The 15,755-nt window shown below is 67.3% G+C and carries 14 protein-coding genes and 1 pseudogene; 6 read left to right on the forward strand and 9 right to left on the reverse strand.

Annotated features, from left to right (window positions below; genetic code table 11):
• Positions 1-13: 13 nt before the first annotated feature.
• Positions 14-595, reverse strand: a complete 582-nt coding sequence (locus HEB94_RS25265; protein WP_202896535.1) for a TetR/AcrR family transcriptional regulator — start codon at positions 593-595, stop codon at positions 14-16.
• 344 nt (positions 596-939) lie between these two features.
• Here HEB94_RS25265 and HEB94_RS25270 point away from each other — a divergent pair, with 344 nt between their 5' ends.
• Complete coding sequence (locus HEB94_RS25270; RefSeq protein WP_202896536.1) at positions 940-2,040, forward strand: alpha/beta fold hydrolase; 1,101 nt, start codon at positions 940-942, stop codon at positions 2,038-2,040.
• A gap of 43 nt (positions 2,041-2,083) precedes the next feature.
• Here the strand turns inward: HEB94_RS25270 and HEB94_RS25275 are convergent, their stop codons facing one another.
• The 4 genes from HEB94_RS25275 to HEB94_RS25290 all read right to left on the reverse strand — a co-directional run bounded on the left by HEB94_RS25275 (position 2,084) and on the right by HEB94_RS25290 (position 5,108).
• Entirely contained in the window at positions 2,084-2,521 is a 438-nt protein-coding gene (locus HEB94_RS25275) for an HAD family hydrolase (protein ID WP_202896537.1), read from the reverse strand.
• 304 nt (positions 2,522-2,825) lie between these two features.
• On the reverse strand, positions 2,826-3,761 hold the full coding sequence (locus HEB94_RS25280; protein WP_192752202.1) for a hypothetical protein: 936 nt from the start codon (positions 3,759-3,761) through the stop codon (positions 2,826-2,828).
• 95 nt (positions 3,762-3,856) lie between these two features.
• Complete coding sequence (locus HEB94_RS25285) at positions 3,857-4,561, reverse strand: MBL fold metallo-hydrolase (protein WP_192752203.1); 705 nt, start codon at positions 4,559-4,561, stop codon at positions 3,857-3,859.
• A 61-nt stretch (positions 4,562-4,622) separates the two neighbouring features.
• Positions 4,623-5,108, reverse strand: a complete 486-nt coding sequence (locus tag HEB94_RS25290) for a class I SAM-dependent methyltransferase (RefSeq protein WP_192752204.1) — start codon at positions 5,106-5,108, stop codon at positions 4,623-4,625.
• A gap of 150 nt (positions 5,109-5,258) precedes the next feature.
• Between HEB94_RS25290 and HEB94_RS25295 the strand changes: the two genes are divergently transcribed.
• Positions 5,259-6,230 (forward strand): BadF/BadG/BcrA/BcrD ATPase family protein, encoded by a 972-nt coding sequence (locus HEB94_RS25295; protein ID WP_192752205.1) that lies wholly within the window; start codon positions 5,259-5,261, stop codon positions 6,228-6,230.
• On the opposite strand, the gene HEB94_RS25300 is transcribed toward HEB94_RS25295, so the two are convergent.
• A complete protein-coding gene (locus HEB94_RS25300) occupies positions 6,209-8,683 on the reverse strand; it encodes a CehA/McbA family metallohydrolase (protein ID WP_192752206.1) in 2,475 nt (824 codons plus the stop codon). The two genes, HEB94_RS25295 and HEB94_RS25300, sit on opposite strands and share 22 nt — an antisense overlap.
• A gap of 63 nt (positions 8,684-8,746) precedes the next feature.
• Positions 8,747-9,133 carry a hypothetical protein gene (locus HEB94_RS25305; RefSeq protein WP_192752207.1) on the reverse strand — a complete coding sequence of 129 codons (387 nt, stop codon included), beginning with the start codon at positions 9,131-9,133 and terminating at the stop codon, positions 8,747-8,749.
• A gap of 74 nt (positions 9,134-9,207) precedes the next feature.
• On the opposite strand from HEB94_RS25305, the pseudogene HEB94_RS25310 reads away from it, so the two are divergent.
• Both HEB94_RS25310 and HEB94_RS25315 read left to right on the forward strand, forming a co-directional pair.
• A pseudogene (locus tag HEB94_RS25310) lies at positions 9,208-9,599 on the forward strand (recombinase family protein); the annotation flags it as partial.
• Positions 9,600-9,616: 17 nt separating this feature from the next.
• Positions 9,617-11,305, forward strand: a complete 1,689-nt coding sequence (locus HEB94_RS25315) for a transposase (protein WP_192752208.1) — start codon at positions 9,617-9,619, stop codon at positions 11,303-11,305.
• On the opposite strand, the gene HEB94_RS25320 is transcribed toward HEB94_RS25315, so the two are convergent.
• Entirely contained in the window at positions 11,251-11,874 is a 624-nt protein-coding gene (locus HEB94_RS25320) for a phosphotransferase (protein ID WP_192752209.1), read from the reverse strand. The two genes, HEB94_RS25315 and HEB94_RS25320, sit on opposite strands and share 55 nt — an antisense overlap.
• A 192-nt stretch (positions 11,875-12,066) precedes the next feature.
• Between HEB94_RS25320 and HEB94_RS25325 the strand changes: the two genes are divergently transcribed.
• On the forward strand, positions 12,067-12,909 hold the full coding sequence (locus HEB94_RS25325; RefSeq protein WP_192752210.1) for a nucleotidyltransferase domain-containing protein: 843 nt from the start codon (positions 12,067-12,069) through the stop codon (positions 12,907-12,909).
• Here HEB94_RS25325 and HEB94_RS25330 read toward each other — a convergent pair.
• Positions 12,892-14,475: a phosphotransferase family protein gene (locus HEB94_RS25330; RefSeq protein ID WP_192752211.1), complete on the reverse strand. Its 1,584-nt coding sequence runs from the start codon at positions 14,473-14,475 to the stop codon at positions 12,892-12,894. The genes HEB94_RS25325 and HEB94_RS25330 overlap by 18 nt on opposite strands.
• A gap of 350 nt (positions 14,476-14,825) precedes the next feature.
• Between HEB94_RS25330 and HEB94_RS25335 the strand changes: the two genes are divergently transcribed.
• The gene (locus HEB94_RS25335) at positions 14,826-15,704 is read left to right on the forward strand and encodes a phosphotransferase (protein WP_192752212.1); all 879 of its coding nucleotides are present in this window, start codon (positions 14,826-14,828) and stop codon (positions 15,702-15,704) included.
• Positions 15,705-15,755: the final 51 nt, after the last annotated feature.

Here is a 15,755-nt window from a genome sequence, read left to right on the forward strand (position 1 = left end):
GGGCGGGCGGTGCTCACTGGTTGGTCTCGCGGGTGATGTGGGTGAACAGTCCGGGGCGGATGCGGGTGCGTGCCTGCCGGGCCCATCGCTCGTCGACGTCGGCGAGTTCGAGAGCGGCGTTGGTGTTGAGCAACATCCCGAAGGCCAGGAACGCCTTGACAGTGACCGGGTCGAGACGGGCGGTGTCGGCGACGGCCTGCCAGAGCCGTCCGAAGCTGCCCCGGACCGCGTCGCGCACCTCGGCGTCTCCAGCGGCCGCGGCGGCGGTCCCCTGCAACTGCAACAGCAGGGTGGTGCGGTCGCTGAGCATGGCGTTGTACTCACGGCCCATCGCGGTCAGCGCATCGATCCCGGTCGTGTCGCCGGCGGCAGCGAGCAACGCCAGCCTCATGCGCTCGAACGCGGCGTCCACGCAGGCGAGGAACAGTTGCTTCTTCGTGCCGAACAGCCGAAACACGTAGGCCTGGGTGATGCCCGCCCGGTGGGCGATCGTCTCGGTCGAGACGCCGTGCAGTCCGGCCACGGCGAACTCCTGTTCGGCAACGGCCAGCACCTGCGTACGGCGCTGCTGCCCGGTCATGCGTGTTGGCGACATGCAGCTATGTTAGTAGGTAGTAACTAGTTACTACCAGATCGGCGTACGCCGGCCGAGCAGTTCGTCGACGTCGACCCTCTGGCAGGCGGTTGTCTGCTGCCAACGCCGCCGCGTAGGCTCGGCCGAAAGGAGCCGATGCGACGGACGCTTCGTCACTCGTGACGAAGCTACGGCTCAAGAGTGGACAAAGCTCTCACTGCAGGGCCACTCCGCCGAACGTCCTGCCGGCCGACCTCACCTCCCGTGCCAGGAGTGAAACAGTGACAGGGGCGTCGAGTTCAGGAACGAGTGATCGCCCAAGGTCTCCCTCGACAACCTCTCCGACCGCGGTCCTCGATCTGCCGTTGCCGTCGGGCGTACGCTCCCGCTTCGTCGCGTCGGTCAACGGGCTGAACATGCATGTACTGGAGGCTGGATCATCCCGCTCGGACCGGCTCGTGCTCCTTCTCCACGGATTTCCGGAACTCGGGTTCAGTTGGCGACACCAACTGTCCGCCCTCGCTGATGCCGGCTACTACGTCCTTGCCCCGGATCTTCGTGGGTATGGGCGTACGACCGGTTTCCAGGCGGATGTGAATGCCGATCCGACCGAGTGCAGTATGCCGTGGCTCGTCAACGACCTCATCGCCCTCGTCGCAGCACTCGGACGCAACGAGGTGCATGCCGTCGTTGGTCACGACTTCGGGTCTGCCCTCGCTGCCTGGTGCGGGGTGCTGAGGCCAGACGTCTTCTCTGCCGTCATGATGATGAGCGCGCCTTTTGCTGGGCCGCCCGCATGGCCGCTGCGTCCGGATGACGGCCCTTCCCGACTCGCCGCCGCTGTGGCTGGTCTGCCCACGCTAGGGCGCGAGCACTACCAGTGGTACCTCAGCACTCCCCGCGCGGCCAGAGACATGGACACGCCGCCACAAGGGATGCACGACTTCCTTCGCGCCTATTTCCATGTGAAGAGTGCGGACTGGAAATCCAACCAGCCGCATGCCCTCGAGAGGATCGATGCGGCGAGCCTGGCAAGGCTGCCGTTCTACTATGTCCTACCTCTGGGCGTCGGCATACCCGCGGCTGTCCGGTCCGAGATGCCGACGCCGGAGGAAATCGCGTCCAGTACATGGCTGCCGGAGGAAGACCTCGCGGTCTACGCGGGTGAGTTCAGCCGAACTGGCTTTCAGGGCGCTCTGCAGTGGTACCGGTGTTTGACCGGAGAGCGTGAGATCAATGCCCTTCGTGTCTTCGGCGGCCGTCGCATCGACGTTCCTTCCGGCTTCATCGCGGGTGAGAGCGATTGGGGAGTGCACCAGGTGCCCGGCGCCTTCGAAGCGATGCGGCAGCGTGCGTGCACCCAGATGGTGGCTTGCGATCTTGTACCCGGCGCGGGGCACTGGGTCCAACAGGAGCAGCCACGTGTGGTCCTCGAACTGCTGTTGCGGTTTCTCGAACGACTGTGAACTCAAGGACGCTCGCGGGACGGCGAGTTCGCCCTCCTGCGGCTCAGGAACGCCAGCGTTGGATGAGCTGGTCGGCGAGGCCGGGAAGATCTGGTGCGACGAGGTTGGGCTGGGGCAGTGAGACGACGGGCAGCGGCGCGTTGCCTGGCCGGGTGATCAGCCCCGCGGTGTAGCCGGCGCTTTGGGCGCCCACAGTGTCCAGGACATGGCTCGCGACCATGAGGCATGTGGACGGTGGCACCGCCAGGCCCTGGGCGACCAGGTGGTAGCCCTGCGGGGCTGGTTTGTAGGAGCGGACGGTCTCGACGGTGAACTGGCGTTCGAAGTACGGGGCGAGACCGGCGTGCTCCAGCGGGCCTGATCTCCTCCACGTCGTCGTCGGAGACCTGGACGCCGTGGACGTCGCCGACCATCCTGAGTAGTCCCTGGCCCAGGGTGAAGAAGCCCTCCCAGAGGCCGGACAGCGTGATCGTCTGCGCATACATGATCAGCTGGCCGAACCACTCGCGCACGACCCGGCCTTCACCGAAGATCTTCTCGAAGAGCGGGTTCATCGACTCAAGGTCGAGCAGAGTCTCGTTCACATCGAAGACGAGCACTCGGCGCTCGCCGCCGATCCACTCGCCGTTGGTGCTGGCGCGCGTGGCCGGGTGGTGGCTCATCGTTGTCAGCCCCCTGTTCGGTTCCTGTGGTCTGGATGGGTTGCCTGCACCGTGCTCACCTCGGCGCGGCGCTCAGATGGGCGGTCCGGTCGGACGGCTCGCTGACGAGGGTTCCGGAGTTCGTCAATCGCGGTGGTGGCGGTTTGTAGGACGGTTTGGTCCGCCCGGCAGGAAGCGACGTGTCACGTCGTCCTGGATCTGGTTGACCGCGCCCAGGTGCCGGATGAGCTGTGCGGACCGACTACCCCGCAGTCCCGCAGCTGTCATCACGCCATCTCGGATGTAGGTGTACACGCCCGTCACCGGGAACACCCCGATCGAGCGGAGTTTCTCCGCCTGGGCAGGGACCGTGTCCTGGAAGTCCGTACTGGCGAAGAACTCCCGTGCGGCCAGCGGACTGTCGAATCCGATCTCGACAACGGCGATGTCTCGCCGCTCGTTGCTCACCTGGTGATCCACCATCGGTGCCGGCGGCGCCGGGTGGGCGTTGTCATATGGCGTGGGTTGGTGCAGGCGCAGCTTGCGAACCGCCGGCGCCGCGGCCAAACCCTGCGCCCAGTCCCTCACCCACGAACGGAAATCGTCGGCCGCGCCACCGTTGAGGTGCAGATGGAGCCGGTGCAACGGATCAGCTCCGTTCGGGATCGGATCGGCCACTCGGTCGACCAACGTCCGCGAGCCGTCCGGAAGGTCGTAGGCCACCGTGTGCTCGAAGACGTTGTGCTCGTCCTCGAAGAGGACAGGGCTGGCGGCCTCGAAACGTGCCTGCTCCTCGGTTCCGGCGAACCCGATCTCCACCGCGCCGTCGAGAACGACGTCCATGCGACGAACACCGGCTGGTACCGGCCAGAGGTTGGCCGAGACTCCGCGCGAGAAGTGGTACTGCACGTAGTACCCGAGCCCCGGCAGCCTGGCGCAGAGCGGCCCGTGCACGTCGCGCCAGTACGCGGCGAACACGGGGTGCGGTAGGCCGGTGAGTCTCCGCACCGGCGTGTACGTCAGGCAGCGCACACGTTCGTCGCGCTCGCGGTAGTCGGGCAGATTGACACCTGCGGACATGGCGGACACTTCCCTTGCTGGGAACTCCCGTCGAGCACACCACGGAGGTGGAGCGGCCGGTGCCCCCAAAGGTCCCGCGGACCGCTCGTCAGTGGTCACTCAGGAACAGGAGGACGCCACGGCGGGCTGTGGCTGTCGACGTACCAGTCGAAGCCCTCCGCTACCAAGGCGCTGATCTGCCGCAGATCGATCTCCTCGCCCGCGGGGCCCGGCTCGCGCAGATGGAACGGCGGCGGGTAGAAGCAGTCGCCAAGCAGCAGCACGCCGGAGCCGGGGACGGCTACGACCGTGGAGTCCGGCGCGTGTTTGCCGCCCACGTGCCGGACCTCGATCCCGCCGGAGAGCATCAGCCGGTCGGTGAAGGTACGGCTCGGAGCCCGCACGGCGAAGTCCGCCCAGCCGGTCATGGCTCGCGCTCGGGCCTTGAAGCTCGGCCCCAGCCGGGGGTTGGCGACCACCTGCTCCTGCAGGTACTCCTGGCTCCACGAGCGGCGTGCCTCAGCAGACAGCAGCGTGGCACCCGACTCCTGGCCAACAATCTCCTCCACCTCCCAGGCGCAGGCACCCCAGGTGTGGTCCCAATGGTGGTGGGTGTACACAAGCCGGCGTGCGGCGGGCAGCCCTGCCTCCGCCAAGGCCGACTGCACCAACCGGGCGTGCGCCGGGCTCTGTCCCGCGTCGACCACTGTGCTGCCCGCATCGTCGGCGACCACCGCGACACAGGGCATGACCGCCTCAGGATCCGGATCGCCGGGGTAGATCCAGACCCGGCCGGACAACTGGCTCAACGAGGCAGTCATTCCCGCAGTCTGCCAGGAGGTTCCGGGTGTCCATCCGCGCACGACCTGCCGGGAGAGCGGTTCACCCGCAGGGAGGCTCCAGGACCAAGCCGAGGTTCTTGGGTCCACGAAAGTCCAGCTGTACTGCCTCTGACCGACCACCGAGGCCCTCGTGGTGCGCACTGACGGCCCTGAGGAGCTCGTCCTGACCGAGCTTGTGCGACCGACTCCAGAAGTTGCAGCAGGGGACTACGAGCACAGGGCGAACGATGGCTGACTCCACCACCTGTCGCAGCGCCTCGTCGGGATGGAGACCGACCACAAGGTCGTAGTAGTCCGCCATCTGCGCGGAGTACTCCTCCTGTCGGCTGGAGATGCCCTTGAGGGTCCACCCACGAGGGTCGACCACATCGCACTCGATGCCGTAACGCTTGCCCAGGATCCGGGCCAGCATGCCCTGGCCGCCCGCGACGTCGGCGACGTAGCGCGCGGTGGGAAACCGCACGCTCACGAACCGCGCCACCGCTTCGAAGCGGGTGGCGTCACCGTGGAAACGGTGGCGGCTCATCGGCGACTCCGTGGGTTCGGGTGCTGGTCAGCGTCGGACTTTGCAGCAAGGCTACGTCCGCCGCACCGACGAGGAATGTCTTGGAGCAACGTCCTGCCAGCCGATTATGTGCAGTGCGGATCCGAGCCGGCGTCGGTTAACCTGCGGGCCATGCCGACATCAGAGCGATACGTCGTTGCGGTCGATTCGGGCGGGACCCAGACCAGGGTTGGCTGTTTCACGCTCGATGGAGTGTTGTTGGCACGGCGCGTGGGAGAAGGCGGGTCACCCACCCACAATCACACTGCGGCCGAGAACGTCTGCTCCACGATCGCCGCGGCGATGACCGTCGGCGGGCTCGCGGCTGAGAGCGCGGTCGCCTTGACGGCGGGAATGGCCGGGTACGAAATCGATGCTGCGAACGGTTGGATCGACACCTTCTTCGACGGGGCCGCGCTGACCTGCCCTCGGCAGGTGGTCAATGATGCGGTGATCGCGCACCGGGGTGCACTGGCCGGAGTGCCGGGGGTCATCGTCGTGGGCGGCACCGGTTCGATGATCGCAGCCATCACCGATGACGGCACGGTGGTGGAAAGTGGCCGGTTCCAGCACTATGCCGGCGGAGCACGGCACCTCGTCTACGAAGCGATGCATCGCATCCTGATCGGCGATCACGCGGACGCCGATGCGAAGTTGGTCGAGACGGTGCTGGCCTGGTGGGGAGTTCGGGACGTCGGAGACCTTCGTCGGATCGTGCTCGGACTGGACGGTCAGGACTACAACGACGTGAAGCGTCGGTACGGCGGCCTGGCACCGGCGATCACTGCCGCCGTGGACGACTCTCCGCTCGCCGATGCCGCGGTGACCCGCCTGGCCGAGAAGACCGCGGTCGGCGTCCGCCTGCTGGCCCCGTTGGTCAGCAGAAGCGTCGTGCCGGTGGCATTGGCAGGGGCGTTGGCGACCTCCGCCGAGTTCGCCGATCGGATCACCCGGCTCCTGACCGCCAGCTCCGAGCCGCACATCACCATCGCCAGCGCCGCGCTCGATCCCCTCGGCGGCGCGGCCCTGATGGCGCTGAAGTCCGTCGGGGTGGCCATCACCCCCGAACTCGTCAGGCGACTTCAGGTCTCGACCGGCCGCTGAGCCACGTCAGCGTCGTCGTTCGCGGTGCGGCGGTCGAGAGCCTGGAGTGCCTCGGCGAAGGGTCGTTCGAGCCAGGCGAGATGGTCGGTTTCGCCGTGGTGGTGGGTGGTGAGCTCATCGGGGCGGCGGATCGCGGTGTGGCGTACGTAGTCGCGGGCGCCTTCGACGACCGTCCGGATGTAGTGGAGACCCTCCGGGTCGGCCATTCCCCACGGACCACCACAGGCGACGAACACGGGAGAGGTGTGCGCGAAGACCCGACGTCCCCACTCGTCGAGGTGGAAGTCGGAGCCGAGCGCTCGCAGCGCGAGCCATGAATGCCCGTCGACGCGGACGTTCTCGGTGAGGGTGAGCTCGCGTGCTCCGTTCCCGGGTACGGCGGCCACCACTTCGCCGTTGCACACCAGCTCCAGCCCGTGGAGCGGGAAGATGCTGGTGACGCCCGCCTCGACGGTCACGGTGCCCGGACCGGACAGATCGACGGTGTCGCCGGCCTGTCGCCCATCGACAGAGAAGGTGAGCAGCGGCCCGCCCGACAGGAAGGTCCGTCCCTGCCGCACGGCACGGCACCAGCCCTCGTAGCTGAACTCCTCGTCGGGGTCGAGCCGCGCATAGGTGCGGTAGAGGCCCACAGGCACCGAGCTCGACATCTTGTCGGTGCCGCCGACGAGTGGCATCCGGTAACCAGAGTTGAGGTAGCGGTAGTACTCCAGCAGGGCGTCGTCACCGTGAGACAACATCTCCACGGCGTCGGCTCGCCCGGTGGTGACGAGTACGGCGGGCTCGCCGTTGGGGTTGGGGAAGTGGGCCGCGACGACGGTGCCGCCCTGGGCGTGGGTGCGGTCGGCCCAGTCGCTCAGAGTCGCGTCCAGGGCGCTGCCGAGCTCCGCCTCGCTCGGACCGTCACTGGACCACGGCATGACGGGTTCCTTCAGCCCCCAGAGCAGCATGTGCCCGAGAGCGTGCTGGCGGTTCTCCTGGCCCACGTAGGTGAGGTAGTCGCCGCCGTGGACGGCGCTCACGCGTCCGCTGAAGTCCTCGGTGTTGGTGAACAGCGCACCCCACTGAGCCTGCAGCAGGTTGACCACGCGCAGGTCCTCGCCCTGCTGTTCGAGCTGCGCACCCGCGGTGGACAGGAAGTGCACGTGGGAGTCGCCCGACCACCAGCCGGCGGCCGCCATGTCGGTCGTACGCCGGATCCGCAGCGTCAGCTCCCGCTGGCCGGGCTCGATGCGTACGGTCTCGCGCAGGGGTTCGTACTCGAACCCGCGTGCGACGTCGACGACCACTTCACCACGAGGGAGCCAACCCTGGCAGGCGCCGTCGATGTAGGCGTAGGTGCGCTGGCCTAGGCGGACGTCGCCACCGACGTCGAGGTGCCAGCTGTTGAGGTTCTGGTTGACATGGTTGTGATGGCCGTGGGGCTGGTACGGGACACCTTCGGGAGAACGGAAATGGACCCGGCATGGAACAGGCTGCCCGCTGGAGTCGTCGAGCACCTCGACGTGGACCCAGTTGCGGCCCGGGTCGACCAGTTCGACGCGTACGCGGTCGCTCTCGGCGTGCCCGTCGCGTTCGACGTCGCCCCATCGCACCTGACCGAGCTCCTCGCCCTCGTGCCGCACGACGAGGGTGGCGGAGGGGATGGCAGCGACCGAGGCGTAGGCAGGAGACGTGCCCGGCCCGGCGTGCTCCGCCCCGTAGCCGGGACGGTCGTCGCCGGTCGGCAGCCGGTGCGGGTAGGTCGCGACACCGCGGTCGACATCGAGGTCGAGCACGCCGGTGCTACCGGCGACCGCATCGTCGGTGACGAGAAGGCGGACGGGCCGTCCGGGCGTACGGACGAACGGGTGTTCCTCGAGGTGGCCGAGGGTGATCCCGCCGATGAGGAACGGCAGACCAAGCGGGATGATCTCCAGGCGTTCGATCACGGCGTCGGGGGTGGGGTTGTCCCAGCACCACAGGTAGTAGCCCTGCGCCCACCCCTTGCCGTGCTCGGTCATGCGGAAGCCGGTCTGGTCCCAGCGTCCCTCGAAGCGGTCGATGTTGTAGTCGGGCGTGTCGCCGACCGCGAGGAACGGGTCACGTCCCCACGCGTGTTGAGTGATCTGGATCTCGAACCGCTCGCGGATCGGCACCTCGACAGTGGCGCCGCCGGCGAGGTGGAAGACGTAGTCGGCGACGCGGGTGCCGACACCGTGACCCGCCGGACCGCCGGGTTCGAGTTGGCGGTGAGCGACGATGACCCGCCGCGCCGCCTTGCCGATCTCGACGGAGACGGGTTCGGAAGGCATCACGAAGCAGCGGTCTTTCGCGCGGTCTTCGGAGCCGATCAGGAACGGCAGGCCGCGGAACTCCACGTTACCCAGCTGAGGATCTGCCGGGTCCGCGCCGAGGACGTCGACACCTGCGTTGCACACGGACTGGAGGGAAACCGGTTCATAGCCGGGCATCGGCCGATACTAGCGCCGACGGTCCGCGAAGGGACAGGCATTTGCTGGCCGGTACCTGTCCGATCAGCATCCTTGCGCGATCCCCAACAGCGCGCGGTAGAGATCCAGGCGGGGAGGGTCCGCGAGAGAGCTGACGAGCTCCCGCGTGGCGTGGTCTCGCATGTCAACCGGCTGTGCCTCATCGAGGCTGACCGACGCCTGCGCCTCGATGTAGTAGTTGACGTACCCGGCCAGGACCGAACTGAACGATTCCAGGCCGGTCAGTGCTGCGTGACCGCCGGCTCGACGATATGCCTCGAGGATCCGCCGTACGCGACCGACGTTGATCGTTCCGTCGTGCGTGCCCCAGTTGCAGAGGAGGGAGGCGAGTACCCGGTCGGGCATGCCTGGCCCGGCGTCCTCCCAGTCGAGTAGTACGTGTTCGCCGGCCGCGTCGGTCAGGAGATTCAAGGGTCGACTAACTGCTCTCGAATGAGTGCCTATGAGTGTCCTTTGGGTGCCGCGAGTTCTGTATGGTTTTGTGTGTGAATCTGACGGGATGGGCGTGTGCGCAGGGGGTCGCCCCGCGTACCGCGTACCGCTGGTTCCGTGAGGGCACGTTGCCGGTCCCTGCGGAAGGAGTGGGGCCGCGCACGATTCTGGTGAACATCGACGCGAACACTTCACCCTCGGTGGCCGGTGGTGTAGGTCTGTATGCCCGCGTCTGCTCCCATGAGCAGAGGTCCGATCTGGATCGGCAGACGGCGCGTTTGTCGGCGTGGGCTGCCAAGGCTGAGCATAAGGTCGTGCGGGTCGAGTCCGAGATCGGCTCGGGCATGAACGGCTGCCGGCCGAAAGCGAAGCGTCAGCGGCCTTGTCCGCGACGGGCCGTCGTCTCCTCGTCCTCGATGACGGCGAGGTCGAAGAGGACCTGGTGCCTGGAGGCGGCTGCCGATGAGTAAGAAGCAGCTCCGCAGCATCGACGCTGCGTTCGTTGCCTTCGGCCCGTCCGCAGTGGCGATACGCGACCGCCTCAAACACCTCACGCCCGCCGACGACAAGGTGTTGCGGCTGGTCGGTGAGCATCTAGGCCGTCTGGCGTCGTTGGACCTGAAGGCCCGGTGCGCCGATGGGCTGGGCCACAGCGCGGAGGCGTGGGCGGCCCGCAAGCAGGGCCTGACGGCCCAGTCGTCGTCGCGCTGGGCCGGGTCGATCACGAAGGCGTCACACGATCAGTGGGCGCTGTCGCGCCGCTGCCAACTTAGCCACATCCAGGGCCTGGAGGCCGGTGTGGCCACCCTGGCGCACCGCCTGTCTCAGCCTCTGGGGGAGCGGGGCACCAAGCGGGCACCGGGCGGGTACCGGGGCAAGGGCGAGTGGTTCCACAAGTCCCGCCGCCTGGCGGCCCTGCAGCACCGCCTCGATGTTGCCCGCGCTGAGGCTGAGGCCGGGCGTGTGCACGTCGTGCGTGGTGGCAGGCGCCTGATCAACACCCGTCACCACCTGGACAGGGCCCAGCTCAGCGAGCTCGAGTGGCGTCAGCGGTGGGAGGCGCAGCGCTGGTTCCTGGCCGCTGACGGGGAGTCCGGCAAGCGCTTCGGCAACGAGACGATCCGCGTCAGCCCGGACGGCGAGGTCAGCATCAAGCTGCCCGCCCCGCTCGTCCACTTGGCGAATGCCCGCCACGGTCGTTACGTGCTGGCCTCCGTGGTTGCCTTCACCCACCGGGGCGTGGAGTGGCGCGACCGTATCCTGGTGAACCAGGCCGTGGCCTACCGCATCCACCTGGACGTGGCGCGTGGGCGCTGGTACCTCACCGCGGCGTGGAGGCGGCCGGTGGTCCAGACGATCCCGCTCCAGGCGGCCCGCGCTGCCGGGATGGTCGGGGTGGACACCAACGCCGACCACTTCGCCGCCTACCACCTCGACCCCCACGGCAACCCCGTCGGCGAACCCAGGCGGTTCTTCTACGACCTGTCCGCAACCGCCGACCACCGTGACGCGCAGATCCGGCACGCCATCAGCCGCCTGCTGCACTGGGCCAAACGCTGCAGCGTGGCTGCGATCGGTATCGAGAACCTGGACTTCACCGCCGAGAAGACCCGTGAGAAACACGGCCGCAAGAAGCGTTTTCGGCAGCTCGTTTCCGGGATCCCTACCGGCAAGCTCAAGGCCCGGCTCATCAGCATGGCTGCTGCCCAGGATCTGTCGATCGTGGCCGTCGATGCGGCGTACACGTCGATGTGGGGCGAGGAGCACTGGCGCAAGCCGTTGACGAGCAACAAGCGAAAGATGTCCCGACACGATGCCGCTGGTATCGCGATCGGGCGACGCGCCCTCGGGCACCCGGTCCGGCGACGGACGGCACCGCCCCACGACGACCAGAGCGATCGTTGTGGGCATCGGACCGCCCCGGCCGGACCAGAGGCACGAGGGCGTGAGGGAACCCGCCCACCCGTCACGGAGCGTGCACACGATGCACGTTGCCGGACGGGGACTCAGCGAACGCGGGAGACCAGCGCATCCAACACCGTTCGGGATGCGCGCAGTCCCAGGACCTGGCACCAGATGCCACCCCTGGACACTGTTCAGGAACGGTTGGAAGTCCATGTGGTAGGCCGGGGGTCGACGCGCTTCACGTGAGGGGTGAGTGAACGAAGCAGCGGAACTCTCTCAGACAGCGCTGCCGCCCACGGCTGCTTCGTTGTCTCTGCCTCCGCCACCAGCTCCTTCCATCGCGCCGGCTCCGGCACGTGGTCGTACCACGGGTCGGTGGCGATGCCGTCGCACGGATGTCGAAGTGCGTGGAGGACACCGAGGGTGTGGCCAACCCATTGGGGTAGGTCCGGGCCGTCATGGTTGACAGGGTTGCCTTCGACCCAGGAGAACATCCGGACCGCGCCACCACCGAGGTCGGCGGGAAGATGGCAGATGAATCGTCCGTCGTCGGCACGCAGGTTGAGCGGGGAAGTGACGCCGGCAGCGGCGGCTGCGTCACGGAAGGCGGCCTCCCTACTCGCGGCGGCCTCGTCGGCACCCCAGAACAGCTCCTTGACCGCGTAGTCGCGGTGGGGCAGCGACAGCCGCCAGATCCGTCCCATCGCTCCACGAGCAACCGGGCTCAGACGCCCAACGCCGAACCCGAGCTGGAACCGTTCGCTCAGAAAACTGGCCGTCTCCTGTGTCGGAGTGAACCCCGCCCGGTCTGGCATGCGACCAAGAGTGGCACGCGTCGCAGGTGAAGGAGCAGCAGTTTTCGGCCGCCGCCCTCGATCGGGTCGCTGAGGCCGGGGCATTCCTCGGGACGGGAAACGGCCGGCGCCGGCATATGAGCTTGGTACGGGGACATGGTTCGTGATTTGCTTCACATGGCCGGGGAGGCCCCAGGGGTGAAGGGTGCTGCGATGGTGAACGATGCGGCGCAACTGTCCTTGATCGAGTGTGCGCGGGTCACGCTCGAGAAAGACCCGCGCATCCTTGCCGCCTGGCTTGCTGGCAGCTATGCGCGAGACGAGGCCGACGCCTACAGCGACGTGGATCTGCACTGCCTGATCGACGACGACGATGCCGACTGGTTCACCGAGCACTGGACGGAGACGGCCGACCGCATCGTGCCGGCGGTGGCGCAACGGTCGATACCCGGCCTGATCGGCGGGTTCGTCATCTCAGCGGAGTGGCTGCATGTCGATCTCCTCTTCTATCGCCGCTCGGCGTTCGATCCAGCGAGATGCGGCGAGTGTGCGCCGTTGTTCGACCGTACGGGCACGTTGGTTCCGGCCGCGGGGGAGGCGGGACATGGTGTGACGGCGGACATCTCCCGCCGTACGTTCGAGTTCTTCCTGTACATCATCGGCAACCTGGTCGTCACCCTTGGGCGTGGTGAACACCTGGTTGCCCTGTCCGGGGTCACGACCGTACGGGACGACTTCCTGATCCCTTTGATGCTTGCCGAATCCGGCGCGAGCAGGCGCGGCGGCGCCAAGCGGCTCAACCCTTACCTGACGGTCGAGCAGCGGGAGTTCCTGGCGAGCCTCCCCGCCGCCGCGGCCGATCCCGGGTCGATCCTCACCGCGATCGCGCCGATGGCGGCCGAGTACCTACGGCGCGGTCGGGTCTACGCCGACACCCACGGCATCGCCTGGCCCGAGCGCTTCGAGGATGCGACGGCCGACCATCTCCACCGGCACCTCGGCCTGGACATCCGGGCTGGGGTAGTGACGCCTCGCGAATCAGAAGGTGTCGCGTAGCCAACTCTTGCCGGTGGCGTGGCTGTGTAGTCGGTGAATGGGCGCGCAGGTCGACAGGTCGGTCGTGTCGCGGGCTTGGCGGAACCAGCGCCGTAAGGCCCACAGGTCACGGAGGATGGCGTATCCCCGTAGCCGCGCCTCGGCGCCTGGCTGGTTGAGCAGGTTGGCTGCAAGGTTGGCGAGGTGGACGGCGGTGGCCCGGTCGGCCATGAAGTGCAGGTAGCGGAACAGATTTTCCAGGTCGAGGTCCGCCGGCGCGACGCAGGCGGACTCCAGATCAATCGGGATCGCGTGCCCGGTCGGTGTCAACACGGCGTTTCCTGGTGCAGCGTCGGTGTGGTTGAGGGCGAGCGGTACGAGCGACATCGCTTCGAACGCCTCGCTGAGTAGTTCGGCGAGACGATTGCCGGTGGGCACGTCCAGGACGCCACGTTCGACAAGGGCGGCGAGTCCGGTGTGTGCCTGTGCAGGGTCGAGGTCGTAGTACCTCGTCGATGTGCATCCAGCCGCTCGGGCCGCCACGATGTCAGTGGTGTGCAGGATCCGTAGTCGGGACCACAGATCCGCCAATGCGTCCGTCCTGGCTGTTGGTTGGAGGTCAGGCCATGCCTCGTGGAGGTTCGCGCCGGGCAGCCGGACGCTGACCATCCACTCGTGTCCGTCGATGATCCCGTGGTCGAGCACCTCGGGGTAGCCAACCTCGGCGGGAATGGCCGGGGCGAGGGCGACCTCTCGGGAAAGTGAGTTCCGCCCGAGCCTGCCCACTCGTACGACGAAGTCCTCGGCGAGCCACACCTCGTTGGACTGTGCGAACGGGACGCGGGACGCCCGGCTGGTGTTCGTAGCGAATCGCGCGAGGATCTGGTCGACCCGAGTCCGCATCGCGTCCCGAGCCTGCTCAGCGGCCTCCGCGCTGGGCGGAGACGGAGATGGTGGCGGGGTCGGGGCCGTGCGATGTCGCTCGCCTGCTCGTCTGAGCGTCGACAACCAGGGGTGGTCGGGGAAGCGCGATGCGATGTTGTCGATGAGCCATTCGCGGCGTTCGTCGTCGAGCATCTCGTGGATGTCGGCGAAGTCCTGCATGTCCTTGGGTCGCAGCGTAGGCGACTTGTACAGGAGCGCGACCTCGGGTCCGACGAACGGTAGGCCGCGTTCGGTGGTGAGCGTCATCAGTGCGTGTGGACGGCGGACCTTGCCGGTCCCACGGTGGTAGACCCACTCATCTCCATCGGAGGCGGTGAGCATGATGGTGATGGGGCAGGGGTGGGAGTCGTCAGGTAGCACGAAACCGTGTGGCCCGGGCTTGAGTTGTTCATCCGGCGTCCACTCCCGGCGTTGGCCGGTCTCGGGATGCACCAGGACCGGCCGCGGATCACGGAAGGTCTCGGCCAGGTAGTCGAGGTCGCGGTAGAGGACTGCGACGTCCACGTCGCTGTGGGGTCGGCGGACACGCTGGGCAAACAGGTCCACTGCCCAGCCGCCAGCCACCCAATAGGGGCGGGCGTAGGAACGGAACAGGTCACGAACAATGACGAGCGGTGTCGAGTCTTCGACGAGGCTCTGCATAGAGGGGCTCCTCCGCAAGAACGTGACGCGGTGAGCTCCGATGAGATCCGGGGGGCTACGAGTCGCAAGGAGGCGTCACCGCGCTGAACAGATCGCGCATGGAAACCACCTCCCTTCCTGCCCCGAGATCCTGGCCAGGCTAACACGCCAAGCGAGCAAAGAATCACGCACTCGGAACTCGCGTGGCTCGGTCTGAACCAGCACCAGGTGATCGAGAGCCCGCCGGAGAACTCGGATGCGCCCGCCGCATTGCCGGGTTAGGGTCGGCGTCGTGGCGTGACTCTCTCCAATCTGTCCCAGCCGTCGGTACTCGTAGTCGACGGCCAGCCGACTGTGTGGAGAGAAGATCGATGATCGACCAACTCGAACGTGCTCGACAACTGCTGCACGAGATCAATCAGGCACACGACCTTCGGTTCACCCTTCGCGAGCGCTGCAGGGGCGGCGTGGTTGGCGCCTGGCTGCTGACCGACCCGGCCGGTATGCGCGCGATCCTGAAATGCAACGACCGTATGGCACACCGTATGGCGCGTTTGCCAAGCCTCGTCGACAGAATCCGCTCCGCCGGCTATCCGACGCCGGCCTGGCTGGCATCTGGTGTGACCGTTGACGGCGCCGCCTATCACATCGTGGATTTCGCGCCAGGCGAACCGATGGCGAGGTCGGCGCTGACCGGACGAACGGCCGCTCAACTCGTCGAGGTGATCGAAAGTCAAGTTGGCTTGGATCCCGATCCAGTGCAGGACTGGTCCCGCTACGTCAGGGCATGCGCGTTCGAGGAGGGAAAGAGCGATCCGCGGCCGGTCCTGCGTCGACTCGGCCACTCGGGCGTGGAACTCGTCGAGCATTTCGACGCAGTGCTTGCCCCGTACGCAGCTCTGGACCTGCCCGGAGGCGATCTCGTACACGGCGACTTCAACACCTGCAACGTCCTGATCCACCACGGTGCCGTCAGCGCGGTCATCGACGTCGATGCATGCGGTAGCGGTACCAGGGCCGTCGACTACGCCTGGCTGCTGCGCGAGGCGTATGTCAGGGGAGGCGAACCGCAAGCGATCGCAACGATCCGTCGGGCCGGCGAGGCGGTCGCCGGCCCGGGTGTGTTGGCGATCTGCGCAGCGGCTACGGCATTCGACATCACACGCTTCCAGCTTGGCCACGACCCAGACAGCCTGCCGTGGGTGCTCGCCGGCCTGCACCGACTGGCTGACGACCTCCAGCACGGCTAGCGCCAAACGCCGTCACCGGTGGCAGGGATCCGTCCACACTCACACGCTTGG

This window comes from Actinopolymorpha pittospori (genome assembly GCF_014873875.1).
In the GTDB taxonomy this organism is placed as follows: domain Bacteria; phylum Actinomycetota; class Actinomycetes; order Propionibacteriales; family Actinopolymorphaceae; genus Actinopolymorpha; species Actinopolymorpha pittospori.

Bases quoted from the DNA above. Each gene is read 5' to 3' on its own strand.
- HEB94_RS25325 (WP_192752210.1), top strand. From the start codon at position 12,067: ATGGTGAACGATGCGGCGCAACTGTCCTTGATCGAGTGTGCGCGGGTC.
- HEB94_RS25280 (WP_192752202.1), bottom strand. From the start codon at position 3,761: ATGTCCGCAGGTGTCAATCTGCCCGACTACCGCGAGCGCGACGAACGT.
- HEB94_RS25335 (WP_192752212.1), top strand. From the start codon at position 14,826: ATGATCGACCAACTCGAACGTGCTCGACAACTGCTGCACGAGATCAAT.
- HEB94_RS25330 (WP_192752211.1), bottom strand. From the start codon at position 14,475: ATGCAGAGCCTCGTCGAAGACTCGACACCGCTCGTCATTGTTCGTGAC.
- HEB94_RS25265 (WP_202896535.1), bottom strand. From the start codon at position 595: ATGTCGCCAACACGCATGACCGGGCAGCAGCGCCGTACGCAGGTGCTG.
- HEB94_RS25300 (WP_192752206.1), bottom strand. From the start codon at position 8,683: ATGCCCGGCTATGAACCGGTTTCCCTCCAGTCCGTGTGCAACGCAGGT.
- HEB94_RS25295 (WP_192752205.1), top strand. From the start codon at position 5,259: ATGCCGACATCAGAGCGATACGTCGTTGCGGTCGATTCGGGCGGGACC.
- HEB94_RS25285 (WP_192752203.1), bottom strand. From the start codon at position 4,561: ATGACTGCCTCGTTGAGCCAGTTGTCCGGCCGGGTCTGGATCTACCCC.
- HEB94_RS25290 (WP_192752204.1), bottom strand. From the start codon at position 5,108: ATGAGCCGCCACCGTTTCCACGGTGACGCCACCCGCTTCGAAGCGGTG.
- HEB94_RS25275 (WP_202896537.1), bottom strand. From the start codon at position 2,521: ATGCGCAGACGATCACGCTGTCCGGCCTCTGGGAGGGCTTCTTCACCC.
- HEB94_RS25320 (WP_192752209.1), bottom strand. From the start codon at position 11,874: ATGCCAGACCGGGCGGGGTTCACTCCGACACAGGAGACGGCCAGTTTT.
- HEB94_RS25315 (WP_192752208.1), top strand. From the start codon at position 9,617: ATGAGTAAGAAGCAGCTCCGCAGCATCGACGCTGCGTTCGTTGCCTTC.